The sequence below is a fragment of the Geodermatophilus sp. SYSU D01186 genome (assembly GCF_054050215.1).
The window spans coordinates 203,272-220,268 of the sequence record NZ_JBJGYW010000003.1 but is presented as its reverse complement, the minus strand read 5'-3'; the positions used below and the strand labels follow the sequence as shown (position 1 = coordinate 220,268).

Sequence of the window (16,997 nt, the reverse complement as noted above, 5' to 3'; positions counted from 1 at the left end):
GGCTCAGCGGCGGCGGCGCCGGCGCACGATCAGCGTGATCACCAGCAGCACCGCGGCGACGCCGGCCAGCGGCGTCGCGTAGCGGGCCATCGCCGCGCCGCCGGCGACCTCGAGCAGGTCGATCGGCTCGGGCTCGGCCTGGGGCGACCGGGCCGGGGTGCTGGCGGGCGTGGCGGCCGGGCCGGCCGGGGTGCTCGCCACCGTGGCCGGGGCCGCGGCGCCCGGAGCGGCGGTGGCCGGCACCGCCGGGGTGGACGCCGGGGTCGCGGACGGGCCGGCCGGGGTGCTCACCGAGGTGGTGTCACCGGCGGCCTTGTCCGCCGCGGCCGCGGCGGACTCCCGGGCCGCCGACGCCGCGTTGCGCGTCGCCGTGGCCGCGGCGCCGTCGCCGGGCACCTGCTCGACGGAGGCGGCGACCTCCTCGGCCACGCCGGCCGCCGTCGCGGCCGCACCGGCCGGGGGCGGGGTCGCGGCGGCCTGCTCGTCGCCGGCCCCGAGCTGGGCGGCGAGCTTGTCGGCGAACTGCCCCAGCAGCTTGTTCCCGACGTCGGTCATGACGCCGCGGCCGAACTGGGCGGGCCGGCCGGTGATGTTGAGGTCGGTGAGGACGTCCACCCGCGTGGTGTCGCCCTCGGCCTTCAACTGGGCGGTGATCAGCGCGGACGCGGTGCCGTTGCCGCGCTGGTCCTTGCCACGGCCGTCGATGACCGCCTTGTGCGCGGCCTCGTCCTTCTCGATGAAGGAGGCCTTGCCCTGGTAGGTGAGGTTGATCGGGCCGAGCTTGACCTTCACCCGGCCGGTGAAGTCGTCGCCGGTGACCGAGTCCAGGGCGGCGCCGGGCATGCACGGCGCGATCCGCTCGATGTCCAGCAGCACCCGCCAGGCCTCGTCGATGGGCACGGGGACGGTGAACGAGTTCTCCAACTGCACGGTGCGACCTCCTGGGCTACGTGGCTCGGCCGGTCCGCCCCGAGGGGCGGGCCGGCCGAGAGGGACTGGGCGGTTCCGGGGGCGGGTGACCGACGCTACAACCCGGCGGCGGTGGTCACCGCACGGCGAGTCAGCACCTGCGCCAGGTGCTGGCGGTAGTCGGCCTGCGCGTTGAGGTCGCTGCTCGGGCTGGTGCCCTCCGCGGCCGCCTGCGCCGCCGCCGCGATGGCGTCCGCGCTGGCCGCCGCCCCCGCCAGGGCGGCCTCGGCGGCTCTGGCGCGCAGCGGGGTCGGGCCCATGTTGGTCAGCCCGATCCGGGCCTCCGCGATGCGCCCGTCCTCGCGGCGGACCGCCGCGGCCACCGCGACGATCGACCAGGCCTGCGCCACCCGGTTGAACTTCTCGTAGTGCATGCCCCACTGCCCGGCCAGCTTGGGGACGCGGATCTCGACGAGCAGCTCCCCCTCCTCCAGCGCGGTGGTGAGGTAGTCGACGAAGAAGTCCGCCGCGGGCACCGTGCGCCGCGCCCCGCCGGGGCCGGCGATCACGAACTCGGCGTCCAGCGCGAGCGCCACGGCCGGCAGGTCACCGGCCGGGTCGGCGTGCGCCAGCGCGCCGCCGAAGGTGCCGCGTGCCCGCACCTGCCGGTCGGCGACGGTCTCGGTGGCCTCGGCGATCAGCGGCGCGTGCTGCGCGATCAGGGGGTCGACCAGCACGTCATGGTGCGTGGTCATGGCCCCGATGACGATCGCGTCGCCGTCGTCCCGGACGCCGCGCAGCTCGCTCACCCGCGACAGGTCGACGACCGTCTCGGGCGCGGCCAGGCGCAGCCGCATGACCGGGATCAGCGACTGGCCGCCGGCCAGGATCTTCACGTCCTCGCCGCCGTCGGCGATGGCCTGCAGCGCCTCGTCGACGGTCGTCGGCCGGGCGTACGCGAACGGAGCGGGGATCACGGCGCTTCTCCTTCGTCGAATCGGCAGATCACCGGTCACCTCCGAGGGACGACTGCGGGGTGGAGACGCCGGCGGTGGTCTCGGTCTGCGCCCCGCCGTAGGCGTTGGTGCCGGCGGTGGCGCGGTCGCCGCCGTCCCCGCCCTGGTGGATGGCCCGCCACACCCGTTCCGGCGTCAGCGGCATGCGGATGTCGCTCACCCCCAGCGGCCGGAGGGCGTCGAGGGCGGCGTTGACCACCGCGGGCGTGCTGGCGATGCAGCCGGCCTCGCCGACGCCCTTGGCCCCGATCGGGTTGCCCGGCGCCTCGTGCACCGTGTTACCGGTGTCGAAGTGCGGCAGGTCGGCCGCCGACGGCACCAGGTAGTCGACGAACGTGCCGGTGGTGAGGTTGCCGTCGGCGTCGTAGACGGCCTCCTCGTACAGCGCCTGGGCGATCCCCTGCGCCAGCCCGCCGTGCACCTGCCCCTCGACGATCAGCGGGTTCACGATCGTGCCGACGTCGTCCACGCAGGCGTACTTGCGGATCGTGACCATGCCGGTCTCGGTGTCGACCTCCATGGCGCAGATGTGTGTGCCGTGGGGGAAGGAGAAGTTGGCCGGGTCGTAGGTGGCGTCCGCGTCGATCGACGGCTCGACGTCCTCCGGGTAGTCGTGCGCCGCGAAGACCGCCAGGGCGATCTCCTGGATGCCCATGCTCGTGCCGGGCGTGCCGCGCACCGAGAACTTGCCGTCGGCGAACTCGAGGTCGTCCTCGCTGGCCTCGAGCAGGTGCGCGGCGACCTTGCGGGCCTTCGCGACGACCTTCTCCGCGGCCTTGACCACCGCCGTCCCGCCGACCACCAGGGACCGGGAGCCGTAGGTGTCCATGCCCTTGGGGGCCACCGCGGTGTCGCCGTGCAGCACCTCGACGTCCTCGAAGGGGACGCCGAGCTGGTCGGCGACCAGCTGGCTCCACGCCGTCTCGTGGCCCTGGCCGTGCGGCGTCGAGCCGGTGACGACCTCGACCTTGCCCGTGGGCAGCATCCGGATGGACGCCGACTCCCAGCCGCCGGCCCCGTAGGACAGCGAACCCAGCACCCGGGACGGCGCCAGGCCGCACATCTCCGTGAACGTGGAGAATCCGATGCCCAGCTGCACCGGGTCGTTCGACTCGCGGCGGCGGCGCTGTTCCTCGCGCAGCTCGTCGTAGCCGATCAGCTCCAGCGCCTGCCGGGTGGCGGCGTCGTAGTCGCCGCTGTCGTACTCCAGGCCCGCGACCGTGGTGAACGGGAACTCCTGGGCCTGGATCCAGTTCTTCCGGCGCAGCTCCAACGGGTCCATGCCCAGCTCGACGGCGAGCTCGTCCATGATCCGCTCGATGGCGAAGGTCGCCTCCGGCCGGCCGGCGCCGCGGTAGGCGTCGGTGGGCACCTTGTTGGTGAAGACGCCGTCGCACTCGAACCGGTAGGCCGGGAACTTGTAGATCGCCGGGAACATGAACGCGCCCAGCGCCGGGACGCCCGGGGTGATCAGCCGCAGGTAGGCGCCCATGTCGGCCAGCAGCCGCACCTTGAGGCCCTTGACGTTGCCCTCGCGGTCGGCGGCGACGTCGATGTACTGGATCTGGTCGCGGCCGTGGTGGGCGGTCATCAGCGACTCGCTGCGGGTCTCGGTCCACTTGACCGGCTTGCCCAGCCGCCGGGCCACCAGGAGGGCGATGACCTCCTCGGGGTTGACCTGCAGCTTCCCGCCGAAGCCACCACCGACGTCGGGGGCGATGACCCGGAGCTTGTGCTCCGGGACGCCGGTGACCATCGCCAGCATCACCCGCAGCACGTGCGGGATCTGGGTGGCCGACCACATGGTGAAGTTGTCGCCCTGCGGCTGGACGACGACCGAGCGCGGCTCCATGAAGGCCGGGATCAGCCGCTGGTTGACGAAGCGGCGGCTGACCACGACGTCGGCGTCGGCGAAGGCCTGCTCGGTGTCGGCGCCGGTGCCGGCCTCGCCCGCGTCGAAGACGAAGTGGTACGCGGTGTTGGACTCGATGTGGTCGTGGCAGAGGTCCGCCTCGCCCTTGACCGCCTCCTCCATGTCCAGCACCGGGGGTAGCGGGGAGTAGTCGACGTCCACCAGTTCGAGGGCGTCGGCCGCGGCGGCCCGGCTGCGGGCGACGATGACGGCGACGGCCTCCCCGACGTGGTTGACCTCCTCCACGGCGACGGAGGGGTGCCCGGGGTTGACCATGTCCGGCGTCACCGGCCACGCGCAGGGGATGGAGCCCTGCTCCTCGGCGAGGTCCCGGCCGGTGTAGACCGCGACGACGCCGGGGGCCTGCTTCGCGGCCGAGACGTCGACGTTCGTGATCTTGGCGTGGGCGACGGGGCTGCGGACGACGGCGATGTGCAGCATCCCCGGCAGGACCATGTTGTCGGTCCACGTCGTCCGGCCGGTGATGAGCCGGGCGTCCTCCTTGCGGCGGCGGGCCTTTCCGACCTCCTTGGCGGGGGCCAGGTCGGCGGCGTCCTCGGTGATCGTCATGCCTGCACCACCACGGTGTCAGCGGCGGCCGTGTCCCCGGCCTCCGAGCGGGCGGACGGCACCTCGGCGCCCCCGCTGCCGCGCATCTCGGCGGCGGCGTGCCGCACCGCGCGGACGATGTTCTGGTAGCCGGTGCAGCGGCAGAGGTTGCCCTCGATGCCCTCGCGCACCTCGGTCTCGCTGGGGTCGGGGTTCTCCTTGAGCAGGTCGACCGACGCCATGATCATCCCCGGGGTGCAGAACCCGCACTGCAGGCCGTGCATCTCGTGGAACGCCTTCTGCACCGGGTGCAGCTCGCCCTCCCGGGCCAGCCCCTCGATGGTGGTGACCTCGCTGCCGTCGGCCTGGACGGCGAGCACGGTGCAGGACTTCACCGCGGCGCCGTCGAGGTGGACGGTGCAGGCGCCGCAGTTGCTGGTGTCGCAGCCGACGACGGTGCCGACCTTGCCGAGCTGTTCACGCAGGTAGTGGACGAGCAGGGTCCGCGGTTCGACGTCGTCGGTGTAGGACACCCCGTCGACCCGCACGTTGATCTGTGTCACGGATCCTCCGCTTCGTTGCAGGGGTCGTGTGGCGAAGCCACCTGGAGGCGGAGTCTGGCAACGGGTGAGTGACTTAGGCCACGCTTACCTGCGCGGCACGTGAGATCGTCTCCGCTACAGCGGAACGAGGACGCTTGACGGTCCGCATCTGCGGAGGTCCCTATGGCGCGTCGTCCCGACTCGCGCCGCCGGACAACGTTGCAGGGCCGTTGCAGCACGCCCGGCCGCACCCCCGTGACCCGCTCGTGCCGGGACAGGTGTTAGGTGAGCCTCACCTACTGACCGCACCGAGGAGTCCTGATGCGTTCCCGTCCCGTCCTGCGTGGCGCCGCGCTGCTCGCCGTCGCCCTCCTGGCCACCAGCTGCGGCTCCGACCCGGCGGAGGACGGGGGCGACGTCGCGGCGTCCTCCGGGGCGTCGTCCGGGGCCTTCCCGGTCACCGTCGCCACCGCCTTCGGCGACGTGACCGTCGAGGAGGAGCCGACCCGCGTCGTCGCGCTGGGCTGGTCGGACGCCGAGACGGCGCTGGCCCTCGGTGTCCAGCCGGTCGGGGCCAGCGACTGGCTGGGCTTCGGCGGCGAGGGCGTCGGCCCGTGGGCGGAGGGCCGCTACGACGAGGCCCCGGAGCTGATCGACACCCTGGAGCCGAGCCTGGAGGCGATCGCCGCGCTGGAGCCCGACCTGATCCTCGACACCCGGTCGGCCGCCACGCAGGAGCGCTACGACCTGCTCGAGCAGATCGCGCCGACCATCGGCCAGCCCGAGGGCGCCGGCCCCTACCAGACCACCTGGCAGCAGCAGCTCGAGCTGGTCGGCCAGGCGCTGGGCAAGGTCGAGGAGGCGCAGCAGCTCGAGGCCGACATCGACCAGCAGTTCACCGAGGCCGCCGCCGCGCACCCCGAGTTCGACGGCACCGAGGTGGCCGTGGCGGCCTACACCTCCGAGGGCTTCGGCGCCTACGTCCGCGGCGACTCGCGGGTGGACTTCATGGAGCAGCTCGGCTTCGTCAACAAGCCCGCGATCCAGGAGCTGTCCGGCACCAACTTCTTCGTGTCGGTCAGCGACGAGCAGGTGTCGCTGCTCGACGCGCCGCTGACCGTCGTCTTCCCGATCTTCGTGGAGGCCGGCGCCATCACCTCGAACCCCGTCTGGGGCACGCTGCCGTCGGTCCAGCAGGGCCACGCGCTCGTCCTCGAGGACCAGGAGCTGGTCAGCGCCTTCTCCAGCGGCACCCCGCTCGGCATCGAGTACGCGCTGGAGAACGCGGTCCCGCTGTTCGCCGAGACGCTCTAGCCCCCCGCCGGGGCCGGTGCGGGCGCCGTCCGCACCGGCCCGGCGCGCCGCTCGCGGCGGCGAAGCACCGCCGAGGCCGTCAGCGCGGCCAGCCCGACGGCGGCCAGGCCCGCGCCCACCACCGCGGGGGAGGTCCAGCCCAGGCCGGCGGCGATGACCACGCCGCCGAGCCAGGCGCCGAGGGCGTTGGCGGCGTTGAGGGCCGAGTGGTTGAGCGCGGCGCCGAGCATCTGCGCGTCGCCGGCCACCTCCATGAGCCGCAGCTGCAGGGTCACGACGAGGACCGACGCGGTCGCGGCGAGCAGGAAGGCCCCGCCCAGCAGGCCCGCGGCCGAGCCCGCGAGGGCGGGGAACAGCGCCAGTACCAGCCCGACGGTGACCATGGCCCCCACCAGCGAGCGGAACAGCGCGAGGTCGGCCAGCCGGCCGCCCAGTGCGGTGCCCACGACGCCGCCGGCGCCGTAGACCAGCAGCACCCACGGGACCGCACCCCGCGGCAGCCCCGTCACCTCGGTGGTGACCGGCGCGATGTAGCTGTAGACGGCGAACATCCCGCCGAAGCCGACCGTGGCCACGAGCAGGGTCAGCAGCACCTGCGGACGGCGCAGCGCGGCCAGCTCGGTGGCCACCCCGGCGTCCGGCCGGCCCGGCGCGGACGGCACCACCGCGAGGACCGCGCACACCGTGACGGCGGCGAGGACGACGACCGCCCAGTAGGCCGCCCGCCAGCCCAGCTGCTGCCCGAGCCAGGTGGCCGCCGGCACCCCCGCGACGTTGGCCACCGCCAGGCCCAGCATCACCGAGCTGACCGCCCGGCCGCGCAACTGGGGCGGCACCAGGGCCGCGGCGACCAGCGAGGCGACGCCGAAGTACGCACCGTGCGGCAGGCCGCTGACGAACCGGGCCAGCAGCAGCGAGGCCTGGCCGGGCGCCAGCGCGCTGCCCACGTTGCCGACGAGGAACGCGGCCATCAGCCCGACCAGCAGGGCGCGGCGGGGCAGCCGGGCGCCCAGCGCGGCGATCACCGGCGCGCCGACCACGACCCCCAGCGCGTACGCGGAGATGACGTGGCCCGCGGTGGGGATGTCGACCCCGATCCCCGCGGCGATGTCGGGCAGGACGCCCATCGTGACGAACTCGGTGGTGCCGATCGCGAAGCCGCCCAGGGCGAGGGCGACGACCGCGGCGACGACCCGCCGGGTGGAGGGCAGGGGGACGTCCGGCGGTGCGCTCACGTGTCGGTGCCAAGTCCCGCCCCGTCGGGGACATTCCCGACGACGGCCTCCTGGAGGGTCCCGCCGTGAGCCTGCGAGCGGTGGGAGGCAGGGGTCACCCCATCGCCCCTGGCCCCCTGCAGGGTCCCGCCGCGAGCCTGCGAGCGGTGGGGGCAGGGGTCACCCCATCGCCCCTGGCCCCCTACAGGGTCCCGCCGCGAGCCTGCGAGCGGTGGGGGGCAGGGGGTCCTTCCTCAGTGCAGGCGCAGCGGCGCGCGGGGTGCCCGGCGGAGGCGGTGCAGGTGCGCGGCGACCGCGGGCCGGTGGGGGGCGCCCGGCGGCAGCCACTCCAGGCAGGTCTGCCACACCGCGACGTCGTCCTGGGCCTCGGGCAGCCGGCTGTAGCGCAGCAGCAGCTCCGGGCGGCGGCTGGCCAGGACCGCCTGCCGCAGGAGGGCCGTGACCCGCTCGCGGGCGGTCACGACGCCGGGCGCGGCCGAGCGCGGCAGCACCGCGCCGGCGTAGCGCTCCAGCGCGGCGCCGACCGCGCCGCGGCCCAGCAGCCGGCGCACCTGGTCCAGGTCGGTCTCCAGCGGCTCGAGCAGCCGGTACGGCCGGGAGCCGAGGAGGTCGGTGCCGACCAGCCGGCGCAGGCGGGACAGCTCGGCCCGCACGGTCACCGGCGCGGCCTCCCCGCCGTGGCACTCGGCCGCCAGCTGCTCGGCGGTGCGGCCGCGGCCGGTGACGGCGGCCTCGGCGAGCAGCAGCAGGAGCTCGGAGTGGCGCAGCGACAGCTCGACGGGGCCTGCGGGCAGCCGGAGGCGGGCGCGCTCCCGGCCCAGGACCTCCAGCCGCGGGGCGGCCGGCCGGGGCGCGGGCGGAGCGGGACGCCGGGCGGTCTGCTCGCGGTGCAGCCAGCGCAGCTCGGACTCGACCGCGGCCACGGTCGCCCGGACCAGCGTGAGCACGTGCGGGCTGGCCACGTGGTCGCCGCCGGTGACGTCGATGGCGCCGAGCAGGACGCCGGTCACCGGGTCGTGCACCGGCGCGGCCGAGCAGCTCCAGTTCTGCACCGGACGGCGGAAGTGCTCGCTGCCGTAGATCTGGACGGCGTGGTCGAGGGCCAGCGCGGTGCCGGGGGCGTTGGTGCCGGCGACCTCCTCCGACCAGCGGGCGCCCTCGACGAAGTTCAGGGCCTCGGCGCGCGACCGCAGCCGCCGGTCGCCCTCCACCCACAGCATCCGGCCGGCCGCGTCGGTCACCGCGACGATCATCTGGTCGGCCTCGGCGTCCTCGACCAGCAGCCGGCGGATCACCGGCAGTACCGGGGCCAGCGGGTGCGCGGCGCGGTGGACCAGCAGGTCGTCGTCGAGGAGGTCGACCGGGGGCGCGGTGCCGTCGGGGTCGACACCGCTGCCGAGACATCGGCGCCAGGAGTCCCAGACGACGGCGCGCACCGAGCCGCCGGCCGGTGGACCGCCCCGGGTGACCAGGGCCTCGTGGGCGGCCCGGAGCCGCCGGGCGTGGGCGGGGTCGGGGCGTCCCTCGGGCAGCGCGAGCCAGGGGTTGACCAGCGTCACGGCGTCGTCCACGGGCTCGGGCTCATCGCCTGCATCGTGGCCCCTCGCGCGGCTTTCCACCAGGCAGCCTCCGGCCGTCTCAGCGCGCGGCGGGCCGGCGCGGTGGGGCCATCGGGGGCGGGGCCGCGGGCAGCAGGGCGCGGGGGTCGCGCGCGCGGAGGGCACCTGCCCACAGCCCGGTGCCGTAGGCGAGGTCCTCCAGCCGCCGGGCCGCGGCGAAGCGCAGCAGGCCGACCGCGCGCCGGTGCGGCCACCAGGCGAGGACGGCGTCGGCGGCGGCCGCCGCGACCACCGTCCGCCGGGCCCGCCGGGACACCACCGCCGCGGCCAGCGCCAGCGGCCAGTGGTGCCGGGTGGCGCTGCGGGCCAGGGTGCGCCCGGCAGACGCGCTGCCGCGCAGCACCAGGGCGGCCGCCAGCCCGAGGGGCGGCGGCTCCCCCGGCCGGGCCAGCCGCCGCGCCAGCCGGATGGCCGTGACGGCCAGCGCCCCGCCCGCGGCCGCGACCGCCGGTCGACGGCCGGTCAGGAGCAGGCCCCAGGCCAGCGCCGACCACGGCGAGACGACGACGGGGGCCACCGCAGCACCGTGCCGCACCGCCAGCAGCGCGGCCCCGGTGCCGTAGAAGGCGCGGCGGCGCAGCCACTCGCCCGTCGCCGAGGGGTGCTCGTGGGCGACCTCGGCCGCGGGCTCGTAGCGCACCCGCCAGCCGGCGGCGGTGAGCCGCCAGACCAGGTCGACGTCCTCGGCCACCCGCATCGACTCGTCGAAGCCGTCGCCGAGCGCCGTGCGGCGGGCCAGCAGCGCGGCGCTGGGCACGTACGACACCGCCGTCCCGGCGGTCACCGGCGCGGGGTGCGCCCCCATGTCCAGCGCGCTGACCGCCGTCTCGTAGCGGTCCACCCAGCCGGCGCCGCGCGGGGGCAGCGCGGTGATCCGCGGCGCGACCAGCGCCAGGCGGGGGTCGGCCGCGTGCGGGGCGAGCACCGTGGCCCACCCCGGCCGCGGCACGCAGTCCGAGTCGAGGAACGCGACCAGGTCGGTGGTGGCCGCGGCCAGGCCGGCGTTGCGGGCGGCGGCCGGGCCGCGGCTCTCCTCGTGCCGCAGCACGCGGGCACCGTGCCGGGTCGCGACCCGCGCGAGGGTCCCGGGGTCGGCGGAGCCGTCGTCCACCACGAGGACCGGCACCGCCACGGTGGCGGGGTCGGCGCGCAGCGCGGCCAGCAGCCGGTCGACCGCGGCGGGGCGGTCCTTGACCGGGACGACGACGGTGAGGCCGGCCGCCGCGGCGCCGGGGAGGTCCGGGTGGGCGAGGGCTGGGTGGGCGAGGGCTGGGTGGGCGAGGCCGCTGTCGAGCAGCCGGGCGGCGAGCGCGGCGGTCGTGGCGTCCCGGACCACCAGCCGGTCACCCCGCAGCAGGTCGCGGGCCCTCGGCAGCAGCCGGAGCAGCCGCAGCGGGGAGCCCCCGAGCAGCGCCGTCCCGCCGTCCCTGCGCCTGGTCCGGGGGTCCAGCCGGACGGCGAAGCCGTCGGGGAGCCGGGCGGAGGGCGGCGCCGGGACCGCGGGGGCGGGCGTCATCCCGCCGCGAGGACCTCCGCGGTCGTGGTCACCTCGACCAGGGGCGCGTAGCAGCCGAGGATCCGCATGGTGTCGTCGTGCGACTCGTCGTCGGCCCCGGCGCAGGCGTCCGAGACCACCCGCACGCGCACGCCGGCGTCGGCCGCGGGCAGCACGGTGGACAGCACGCAGCAGTCGGTGGCGACGCCGGCGACGGTGACCGGACCCTCCCCGACCAGCTCGGCCACCTCGGGCACCCACTTGCCGAAGGTCGGGGCGTCGATGACGGGCCGGTCGCCCGGGTCCTCCGACAGCTGGAACAGCGGGATGGCGTGCGGCTCGGTGAAGTAGGCGTACTCCTTGTAGTAGTCGACCCAGGCGCCCTCCGGCTGCTCCGGGACGACGAACCGGGTGAAGACGACGCGTTCGCCGAAGGCCTCCACGAGCGACCGGATGCGCGGGCGGATCTCGTCGAAACGCGGCGTCGTCCACGGCGAGGACGTGTCGCGGAAGACCTCCTGGTAGTCGACGACGACCAGCCAACCCGACGGTGCGCCCATGCCGGCGACCCTAACCGCGGCCGGGATCAGCCCCTCAACCGACCGGTGGGGTCGACGTCCCACGCCCGGACGGCGGCCCCGAGCCGGGCGGCCATCGTGGCCAGGAGCTCGGCGCCCTCCTCGGCCGACGCACCCGCCGGGTCGCCGAGCACCCCGGTGGGGCTCACCTCGCGCACCCCCTCGGCGCGCAGCCGCGGCAGCAGCTCGGCGATCGGGGTGGTGTCCCCGGCAACCGCGCGGTCGGTGCGCACCAGCGCGGGTTCCACGTGCAACATCACCGACGTCTCGGTGCGCCCGGCGTGCGCGTCGGCCCCGGGCACGCCACAGGGGAACCAGGCGACGTCGCGCCCCTCGTCGCGCAACCGCCGCCCGGCGGTGCGCAGCGCGTCGAGGTTGCCGCCGTGGCCGTTGACCAGCACCAGGCGGCCGGCCCACCGGCACGCCGAGCGGCCGTACTCGACCAGCAGCCCGGTGAGCGCCTCGGTGCCGATGGAGACGGTGCCGGGGAAGCCCTCGTGCTCACCGCTCGCGCCGTAGGCCAGGGCGGGTGCCAACAGCGCGCCGTCCAGCTCGGCGACCGCCGCCTCGGCCACCGTGCACGCGACCGTGGTGTCGGTGGCCAGCGGCAGGTGGTGGCCGTGCTGCTCGACCGCGCCCAGCGGCACGAGCAGCAGCGGCCGCTGCGGGAGGTCCGGCCACACGGCACCGGCGAGGGAGGTCACCGCTGGAGCTTAGGGAGACCCCGTTCCGAGGCCCGCCGCGAGCCTGCGAGGGGTCAGGCGGCCCCGTCGCAGGGTCCCGCCGCGAGCCTGCGAGTGGCGGGGGGCGACGGGGTCCTTCTGGGGGTCCTTCTGGGGGGTCCTCCTGGGGGTCCTCCTACTCCGTCGTCTTGAAGACCCGCGCCGCGAGGGCGACCAGGCCGAGGGTGATGACGGCGACGGTGAGCAGCTGCACCCCCACCGGCACCTCCCAGCCGAACCAGGTGAGCACCGGCACCAACCGCTCGCGCTCCTCAGCGGTCAGCGACAGGTGCTCCAGCACGAAGTACCGCATGGGCTGCACCACGTAGGTCAGCGGGTTGAGCCGGGTCAGCACCGCCAGCCAGTCGGGCAGCCCGGAGATCGGGAAGAGCGCGCCCGACAGGAACATCATCGGCATGATCAGCAGCTGGCTGACCGGCATCGCCGTCTGGATGGTCGTGATCCGGGTCGACAGCAGCACGCCCAGCGCGGTCAGCAGCAGCGACCCGAGGAACAGGCAGGCGACCAGCTGGAGGATCAGCACCGGCGCGTAGGGGATGCCGACGGTGCCCATGAGTGCGACGAGCACGAGGCTCTGCACGGTGGCGACGACGGCGCCCCCCAGGCACTTGCCCCAGATGATCGCCGCGCGGGAGATGGGGGCCACCATCATCTCGCGCAGGAACCCGAACTCCCGGTCCCACACCAGCGAGATGCCGGCGAACGCGGCGGTGAACAGCACCGACGTCGCCAGGACGCCGGGGAAGAGGAACGTGCGGAAGTCCGTGCTCCCGCCGGTGTCGACGATGCTGGCCAGCCCGGTGCCCATGACGAAGATGAACAGCACCGGCTGCAGCAGCATGGTGAGGATCCGCGCGCGGTCCTGACGCAGCCGGATGAGCTCGCGGCGCATGACCACCCAGGTGGCGCGCAGCTCGTGGGCCAGGTCGCTGCGGACCTCGGTGAGCGGGGCGGGTGCCGCGGTCTCGGGTCGGGTCGTGGTCATGTCATCGCCTCCCGGCGAACGGGAACCCGGCCGGGCCGGCCCCCTCGGAGTCGCGGATGGTGCGGCCGGTGTAGGTCAGGAAGACGTCGTCCAGGCTCGGCCGCGTGACGGTGACCGAGCGGATGCCGACGCCGAGCTCGGTGAACAGCCGGGGCACGACCTGCGCGCCCTGGGCGACGGCGAGGGTCACCTGCCCCTCGTGGACGCCGGCCTCGATGCCCAGGCGCTCGCGGACGCGGGCGATGGCCAGCTCGTCGTCGTCGGTGCGCAGGGCGATGCGGTCGGTGCCGATGCTGGACTTCAGCGCCTCGGGGGTGTCCTCGACGACCACCTCGCCGTGGTCCATGATCGCGATCCGGTCGCAGTGCTCGGCCTCGTCCATGTAGTGCGTGGTGACGAAGACGGTGATCTCCGTCGTCCGGCGCAGGTCGTGGAGGTAGTCCCAGATGGCGGCGCGGGTCTGCGGGTCCAGCCCGATGGTGGGCTCGTCGAGGAAGAGCACCTGCGGGGCGTGCACGAGGCCGCGGGCGATCTCCAGCCGCCGCTTCATGCCCCCGGAGAACCGCTGGACGACGTCGGAGCGGCGGTCGGTCAGCGCGACCATCTCCAGGACCTCCCCGATGCGCCGGTCGGCGTCGGCCCGGGAGAGCCCGTACAGCTCGGCGTGGAAGCGGAGGTTCTGCTCGGCGGTGAGCTGCAGATCCAGCGTCTGCTGCTGGAACACCAGCCCGATCCGACGGCGCACCTGGTCGCGCTCGCGGACGACGTCGAACCCGGCGACGCGGGCGGCGCCGGCGGTGGGGTTCCGGATGGTGCACAGCATCTCGATCGTCGTGGACTTGCCCGCCCCGTTGGGGCCGAGGAAGCCGTAGGTCTGCCCGCGCTCAACGCGCAGGTCGATGCCCTTGACCGCCTCCACGACGGTGTCGCCGGTCTTGTAGGTCTTCGTCAGCCCGGCCACCTCGATGGCCGCCCCTCTAACGGTGTTAGACACCGGGGGAGGATGCCTCTCACACCGTTAGAGTGTCAAGCGTGAAAGCGGCCGAGCGTGCTCCGGTGACCCGGGAGGCGGTCGTCGACGCGGCACTGGCCCTGCTGGCCGACGGCGGCCTGGAGTGCGTGTCCTTCCGGCGGGTGGCCGCGCGCCTCGGGGTGGCCGGGCCGACGCTCTACTGGCACGTCGAGAACAAGCGCCAGCTCATGGACCTCATGGCCGAGGAGCTGTTCCGCCGGGCCGGCGTCGACCACCCCGCGCCCGAGCCCGGGCAGCCGTGGTGGGAGTGGCTGCGCGAGGACGCGCGGCGGATGTTCACCGCGCTCGTCGCCACCCGCGACGCGCCCCGGGTGCTGGCCGGCAACCGGCCCGGGCAGGAGAGCCTGGAGCGGATCGAGCGGTCCCTGAGCGTGCTCGTCGACGCGGGGCTCACACCGGGCCAGGCCCAGCACGCACTGTTCGCGATCGGCTCCTACGTCATCGGCAGCGCGACCGAGTGGCAGGCCGAGGCCGAGCGCAGCCGCACCACCCCCCTCCCGGACGCCGACGACGAGGACGCAGGCGCCCGGCGCGCGGAGGTCCTCGCCGAGCAGCCGGTGCTCCTCGCGGCGATCACCGAGGTGCTCGGCGAGCCGCACGAGACCACGTTCGAGTTCGGCCTGGACCTGCTCGTCACGGGCCTGCGCACCCGGTTCGCCACCTGACCCCGGGACGGTCAGAGCGCCGCGCCGACCCGCTCGCCGTCCAGGGTGGCCGCCGAGGCCCGGCGCGGGGCGAGGCAGTCGCCGACCCGGTGCACCTCCAGCCCGCTGCCGGCCAGGTCGCGCCACAGCCCGTCGTCGGCCCGGCCGGAGGTCGCGACCACCACGTGGTCGACCCTGCGTTGCTCCGGCACGCCGGTCGGGTGGTGCAGCAGCCGCACGACCGGCCCCTCGACGCCCTCGACGACCAGGTCGGTGTCCAGCCGGATGCGGAGCTCCGCCGCGCGCCGCCGCCAGCGGGGCGTGTCCAGCGTGAGGCCCAGGTCCTGCCCGACGACCATCCCCGCCGTCACCACCTCCACCGCGCAGCCCCGCTCGGCCAGCAACTCGGCGACCGACGGCGCCGCGGCCGTGCCCAGGTCGTCGACGACGAGCACGTCGCCGGCCGGCTGGACCCGGCCGGACAGCACGTCCCGGACGTCGACCACGCGCTCGTCGCTCCCCGCCCACGCCGGCCGGGCCAGGCGGGCGCCGGTGGCGAGGACGACGGCATCGGGCGCCTCGGCCGCCACCATCGCCGCGGTGGCCCGGACCCCGGTGCGGACCTCCACGCCGGCCCGCGCGCACTCCGCGGCCAGGTCGTCCACGAGCGGCCGCAGCCCGTCCCGGCCGGGGGCGGACGCCGCGAGCAGGACCGCGCCCCCGGTGGCCGGCCCCTGCTCGAGCAGGGTGACCGCGTGCCCGCGCTGCGCGGCGGTGGCCGCCGTGCGGAGCCCGGCCGGCCCACCCCCGACCACCAGCACCCGCCGGCGGCGCACCGGCACGGGCAGCGGCGCCTCCCGGCCGGCCCGCGGGTTGGTCACGCAGCCCAGCGGCCGGTTGAGGCCCACCCGGCCCACGCACTCCTGGTTGCATCCCAGGCAGGTGCGGATCTCCGCGGCCCGCCCGGTGAGCGCCTTGCCCGCGAACTCCGGGTCGGCGATCTGCCCCCGGGCCACGCCCACGAGGTCGCAGTCGCCGTCGGCCAGGGCGCGCTCGGCCTGCTCCGGGGCGAGGAACCGGCCGACGCCGATGACGGGCACGCCCGCGGCGGCGCGGATCGCGGCGGCGAGGGGCCGGGCGTAGCCGGGCGCGGTGGTCATCGGCGGGATGACCCGCTCCAGGGTCGCCGTCGCGACGCCGACCGTCGTGCTCACGTAGTCGACCAGGCCGCGCTCGCCCAGCAGCCGGGCGGTGGCGGCGGCCTCGGCGGTCGTCGTCCCGTCGTCCACCCCCTCCTCGCCGGCCAGGCGCACGCCCAGCGCGCGGCCCGGCCCGAGCGCCTCCCGGACGGCGGTGAGCACCTCGACGAGGAAGCGGGCGCGGTGCTCCAGCGTGCCGCCGTAGCCGTCGGTACGCCGGTTGGTCGCGCGGGAGAGGAACTGGCGGGCCAGCGAGGACTGCGAGGCCTGCACCTCCACGCCGTCGAACCCGCCCGCGGCGCAGCGGGCGGCGACGTCGGCGTAGCCGGCCACCAGCCGGGCGATGTCGGCGGCGGTGGCCTCCCGCGGCACCTCGCGGAACAGCGGGTCGGGCACGGGGGACGGCGCGACCAGCGGTGCCCGCGTGTGCGTCGCGTCGGACTGCCCGCCGTTGTGGTTGAGCTGGGCGAACACCGGCACCCCGTGCGCGTGGACGGCATCGGTGACCCGCCGCCAACCGGGCAGCACTGCCGGGTCGTACCCCCGGACCAGCTTCTCGTAGGGCCGGTCGGCGGGGTCGACGGTCGACTCCTCGGTGACCACCAGCCCGGCGCCGCCCGCCGCCCGCGCCGCGTAGTAGGCGGCGTGCCGCTCGGTGGGCAGCCCGTCGACCGCGAAGTTCGTCAGGTGGGCGGGGAAGACGACCCGGTTGGGCAGCGTCACCGGCCCCACGCGCAGCGGGGCAGCCAGCCGCTCGAACGCCACGTCCCCTCCGTTCCGCGTGCCCCGGCACCTCCGGGTCCCGGGACACTCTTGCGCATGGCTCCCCGACGCTGTCCCTGCGGAACCGGGCTCCCCTACGCCGAGTGCTGCGGCCCGCTGCACGACGGGACGACCGCGGCGGGCACCGCGGAGCAGCTCATGCGCTCGCGGTACAGCGCCTTCGTGGTCGGGGACGCCGACTACCTGCTGGCGACCTGGCACCCGACGACGCGCCCGGCGTCGCTGGAGCTGCACCCGTCGGTGCGCTGGACCGGTCTGGACGTGATCGGCGGCACCGGCGGCGGGCTGCTGGCGCGCGAGGGGACCGTGGAGTTCCGCGCCTGGTACCGGCACGACGGGCAGACCGGCAGCCAGCACGAGGTCAGCCGGTTCGTCCGCGAGGACGGGGCCTGGCGGTACGTCGACGCGGTGTGACGCCGGGTGTCGGCGACCGGCGCGGTG

The 16,997-nt window shown here is 75.6% G+C and carries 15 protein-coding genes; 3 read left to right on the top strand and 12 right to left on the bottom strand.

Translation table 11 applies throughout. The features are described 5' to 3' along the window. Window positions 1–3: 3 nt before the first annotated feature. The 4 genes from ACI784_RS03775 to ACI784_RS03760 form a co-directional block, all read right to left on the bottom strand. The gene (locus ACI784_RS03775; RefSeq protein WP_456922024.1) at window positions 4–930 is read right to left on the bottom strand and encodes an SRPBCC family protein; all 927 of its coding nucleotides are present in this window, start codon (window positions 928–930) and stop codon (window positions 4–6) included. A gap of 95 nt (window positions 931–1,025) precedes the next feature. Then, a complete protein-coding gene (locus ACI784_RS03770; protein ID WP_456922023.1) occupies window positions 1,026–1,886 on the bottom strand; it encodes an FAD binding domain-containing protein in 861 nt (286 codons plus the stop codon). 28 nt (window positions 1,887–1,914) lie between these two features. Next, the gene (locus ACI784_RS03765; protein ID WP_457012539.1) at window positions 1,915–4,407 is read right to left on the bottom strand and encodes a xanthine dehydrogenase family protein molybdopterin-binding subunit; all 2,493 of its coding nucleotides are present in this window, start codon (window positions 4,405–4,407) and stop codon (window positions 1,915–1,917) included. After that, the gene (locus tag ACI784_RS03760; protein WP_456922021.1) at window positions 4,404–4,949 is read right to left on the bottom strand and encodes a (2Fe-2S)-binding protein; all 546 of its coding nucleotides are present in this window, start codon (window positions 4,947–4,949) and stop codon (window positions 4,404–4,406) included. The genes ACI784_RS03765 and ACI784_RS03760 overlap by 4 nt, the downstream gene beginning before the upstream one ends. A 300-nt stretch (window positions 4,950–5,249) precedes the next feature. Between ACI784_RS03760 and ACI784_RS03755 the strand changes: the two genes are divergently transcribed. Continuing rightward, complete coding sequence (locus ACI784_RS03755) at window positions 5,250–6,242, top strand: iron-siderophore ABC transporter substrate-binding protein (protein ID WP_457012538.1); 993 nt, start codon at window positions 5,250–5,252, stop codon at window positions 6,240–6,242. Here ACI784_RS03755 and ACI784_RS03750 read toward each other — a convergent pair. The 7 genes from ACI784_RS03750 to ACI784_RS03720 form a co-directional block, all read right to left on the bottom strand. Beyond that, window positions 6,239–7,477, bottom strand: a complete 1,239-nt coding sequence (locus ACI784_RS03750; protein ID WP_457012537.1) for an MFS transporter — start codon at window positions 7,475–7,477, stop codon at window positions 6,239–6,241. The two genes, ACI784_RS03755 and ACI784_RS03750, sit on opposite strands and share 4 nt — an antisense overlap. Before the next feature lie 233 nt (window positions 7,478–7,710). Then, the gene (locus ACI784_RS03745) at window positions 7,711–9,048 is read right to left on the bottom strand and encodes a GAF domain-containing protein (RefSeq protein WP_457012536.1); all 1,338 of its coding nucleotides are present in this window, start codon (window positions 9,046–9,048) and stop codon (window positions 7,711–7,713) included. A 67-nt stretch (window positions 9,049–9,115) separates the two neighbouring features. After that, the gene (gene mftF, locus ACI784_RS03740) at window positions 9,116–10,612 is read right to left on the bottom strand and encodes a mycofactocin biosynthesis glycosyltransferase MftF (RefSeq protein WP_457012535.1); all 1,497 of its coding nucleotides are present in this window, start codon (window positions 10,610–10,612) and stop codon (window positions 9,116–9,118) included. Next, a complete protein-coding gene (locus ACI784_RS03735; protein WP_456922016.1) occupies window positions 10,609–11,151 on the bottom strand; it encodes a cysteine hydrolase family protein in 543 nt (180 codons plus the stop codon). The genes mftF and ACI784_RS03735 overlap by 4 nt, the downstream gene beginning before the upstream one ends. 26 nt (window positions 11,152–11,177) lie before the next feature. Then, window positions 11,178–11,873 (bottom strand): mycofactocin biosynthesis peptidyl-dipeptidase MftE, encoded by a 696-nt coding sequence (mftE, locus tag ACI784_RS03730; RefSeq protein ID WP_456922015.1) that lies wholly within the window; start codon window positions 11,871–11,873, stop codon window positions 11,178–11,180. Window positions 11,874–12,027: 154 nt separating this feature from the next. Continuing rightward, window positions 12,028–12,897 carry an ABC transporter permease gene (locus tag ACI784_RS03725; protein WP_456922014.1) on the bottom strand — a complete coding sequence of 290 codons (870 nt, stop codon included), beginning with the start codon at window positions 12,895–12,897 and terminating at the stop codon, window positions 12,028–12,030. A gap of 1 nt (window position 12,898) precedes the next feature. Next, window positions 12,899–13,891: an ATP-binding cassette domain-containing protein gene (locus tag ACI784_RS03720; RefSeq protein WP_457012534.1), complete on the bottom strand. Its 993-nt coding sequence runs from the start codon at window positions 13,889–13,891 to the stop codon at window positions 12,899–12,901. Between the two features lie 62 nt (window positions 13,892–13,953). On the opposite strand from ACI784_RS03720, the gene ACI784_RS03715 reads away from it, so the two are divergent. Then, on the top strand, window positions 13,954–14,595 hold the full coding sequence (locus ACI784_RS03715) for a TetR/AcrR family transcriptional regulator C-terminal domain-containing protein (protein WP_457012533.1): 642 nt from the start codon (window positions 13,954–13,956) through the stop codon (window positions 14,593–14,595). A gap of 11 nt (window positions 14,596–14,606) precedes the next feature. Here ACI784_RS03715 and ACI784_RS03710 read toward each other — a convergent pair whose 3' ends face one another. Beyond that, entirely contained in the window at window positions 14,607–16,538 is a 1,932-nt protein-coding gene (locus ACI784_RS03710) for a mycofactocin system FadH/OYE family oxidoreductase 2 (RefSeq protein WP_457012532.1), read from the bottom strand. Window positions 16,539–16,592: 54 nt separating this feature from the next. Here ACI784_RS03710 and ACI784_RS03705 point away from each other — a divergent pair, with 54 nt between their 5' ends. After that, window positions 16,593–16,970 carry a YchJ family protein gene (locus ACI784_RS03705; protein WP_456922010.1) on the top strand — a complete coding sequence of 126 codons (378 nt, stop codon included), beginning with the start codon at window positions 16,593–16,595 and terminating at the stop codon, window positions 16,968–16,970. Window positions 16,971–16,997: the final 27 nt, after the last annotated feature.

What these genes read in the sequence shown, in the direction of transcription:
- ACI784_RS03765 (WP_457012539.1), bottom strand. Translation starts at nt 4,407, where the DNA reads ATGACGATCACCGAGGACGCCGCCGACCTGGCCCCCGCCAAGGAGGTC.
- ACI784_RS03725 (WP_456922014.1), bottom strand. Translation starts at nt 12,897, where the DNA reads ATGACCACGACCCGACCCGAGACCGCGGCACCCGCCCCGCTCACCGAG.
- mftF (WP_457012535.1), bottom strand. Translation starts at nt 10,612, where the DNA reads ATGACGCCCGCCCCCGCGGTCCCGGCGCCGCCCTCCGCCCGGCTCCCC.
- ACI784_RS03735 (WP_456922016.1), bottom strand. Translation starts at nt 11,151, where the DNA reads ATGGGCGCACCGTCGGGTTGGCTGGTCGTCGTCGACTACCAGGAGGTC.
- ACI784_RS03755 (WP_457012538.1), top strand. Translation starts at nt 5,250, where the DNA reads ATGCGTTCCCGTCCCGTCCTGCGTGGCGCCGCGCTGCTCGCCGTCGCC.
- ACI784_RS03705 (WP_456922010.1), top strand. Translation starts at nt 16,593, where the DNA reads ATGGCTCCCCGACGCTGTCCCTGCGGAACCGGGCTCCCCTACGCCGAG.